The sequence below is a fragment of the Halomonas sp. 3D7M genome (assembly GCF_014897885.1).
Classification (GTDB): Bacteria; Pseudomonadota; Gammaproteobacteria; order Pseudomonadales; family Halomonadaceae; genus Vreelandella.
In genome coordinates this window covers 1-2,067 of record NZ_JABUZF010000050.1, presented here as the reverse complement: position 1 = coordinate 2,067, position 2,067 = coordinate 1, and the positions used below count along the sequence as shown (strand labels likewise).

The 2,067-nt window shown below is 44.5% G+C and carries 2 protein-coding genes; both read left to right on the top strand.

From position 1 onward, the window contains the following. Window positions 1–206 precede the first annotated feature (206 nt). Window positions 207–755: a hypothetical protein gene (locus tag INT22_RS01395; RefSeq protein ID WP_193067534.1), complete on the top strand. Its 549-nt coding sequence runs from the start codon at window positions 207–209 to the stop codon at window positions 753–755. Window positions 756–815: 60 nt separating this feature from the next. After that, window positions 816–2,067: hypothetical protein (locus tag INT22_RS01390; RefSeq protein WP_226912326.1), on the top strand; the 1,252-nt coding region annotated here is incomplete at its 3' end.

Here is a 2,067-nt window from a genome sequence, read left to right as displayed (position 1 = left end):
CGAAAACTTTCGGTTAGGCACTTACATTAAACTTCGAAAGTCGATAATATAATCAACAAGTTATTAATATTTTAATCCATAAATATAAAAAAGTATTAAAAAAATAATCGAAACATTAACAAATATTCTTATGGTGCCATTTTTCAAATGATCCACACTCAATGCATGGAGCAAAAATGCACACAAAGTTTCAAAAGGTAATAACAATGAAATCATCAAGCCTTCACTCAGCAACAAGCAAAGTAAGCGTTAAGCGCTATTACGCTTCGCTGATAGTGGCTGGCTTGCTGATTAGCAATATTTTTTCAGCAAAAGCTAATAGTGATAACTTTTCAATAGAAGAAAGTACTAGAGTTGCTCAATACGCTCATCAAATAGACATTACATTAATGCAAGAAAATGTGAGCATTATAGAGCAGAGAGGAAACCAAAACCAAGCCAGTACTTTTCAGTCGCGCTCTACAAGTTACCAATCTGCCAACTTCTCTCATATATACCAGCGTGGTAATAATAACCACGCAAACATTACCCAAAACAATGGAAATAATATCGGTGTAATTTGGCAAGTGGGTAATAACCATAACGCTAATATTTCCCAACAAGGTAATAGCCTTTCTTTTAGGGCTGATATTTACCAGTTAGGTTTTAGTGGAGATGTATCAATTTCACAATCGGGCAGTGGCCAACGCGGTGTAAGTGTCCAGCAACAAAACTACTCGGGCAGCGCACGACCGGTCACTATCGATACCTACTGAGTTGCCACCTGCTTCTCAGTAAACAACCTAAGCAAGTTGATCGAAAAAAGGGGAAACACCATGAAACTGCAACTAACCGCAATTGCTGCCGCACTAGCACTTTCCAGCAGCATGGCCATGGCAACAACGATTGTTTCTACCAATAATTTGACTTACACCAGCGCTGGTGGCGGGCAAGGCGGCGGCTATGGCGTAGATAACGACAATACGCCTATTGACGACACAGCGTGGGGGCCAACTGTAGGTGGTGGTGTAGGCTTCCCAACTAACTTCCAACCAGATCCCGCTTTCAACAACTTCCAGACTGGCCCAAATGGCCTTGATAATATGCCTGGCAGTACGGCAGCAGTAGGTGACAACGACAGTACTATCACCCAAACTGCGACTGGCACCACAGGCAACTCGGCCAGTGTGTTACAGGGTGGTGGAGATCAAAACGAATCCAACATCACACAAAACCAAAGCGGTACAGGCGATGCTTTGAAAGCTGATGTAATACAAGATGGTACGCTTAACCGTTCCGATATTACTCAGGATCTGAGTACTGGCGGTGTTGCCAACGTTGTTCAGGTCGGCAACGAAAACCAATCTCGCGTTGATCAGTTCGGTGGCGATGCCAACGGTGCTAGTGTCACCCAAGTGGGTGTTGGTCACAAATCTATTGTGAATCAAGGGGTCGTCGGCGGTGGTGCAGATAATAACGACGCCGTTGCCATTCAGCTTGGCTCAGCTAACCAAAGCTATATTCGCCAGCAATGGGATACCAACCAAGCCTTAGCGGTTCAAGTGGGAAATGACGGTATTAGTCATATCAAACAAGCAGGCAGCAGTAACTTAGCAGTTTTAGCTGATGATGGCTCGTTCAACAGCTCTTACATTCTGCAGGGCGCAGCAGGTACGGGAGATACCAATATCGCCTTAGTTGGACAGAGCGGAATGGACAATGATTCTTATGTCTCGCAGTTAAATGGAGACAATAACTTTGCTGGAGTGGCCCAGCTAGGTACAGATGGTGAGTCTGACATCTTCCAAAATGGTAGTGGTAACACTGCGTTAGTTGGTCAGTTCGGTGAAGGTGACGTTTCTTTCATTATCCAAAATGGTGATGGTAAAACAGCTACCGTTACCCAAGATGGCGTTGGTATTGCAGGGGCAGAATTTAACGAGTCCTTCATCCTGCAAACTGGCAGCGGCATGCATAATGCTACTGTAAGCCAAACTCATAGCCCAGCAGGTGGCTGGAACAACATCTCTACCATTACTCAGGTAAGTGCAGTAAACGCCAATGCTACTGTAACTCAAACTGGCAGCG

Excerpts from the sequence above, each read along its gene's own strand:
- INT22_RS01395 (WP_193067534.1), top strand. The coding sequence starts at position 207 with ATGAAATCATCAAGCCTTCACTCAGCAACAAGCAAAGTAAGCGTTAAG.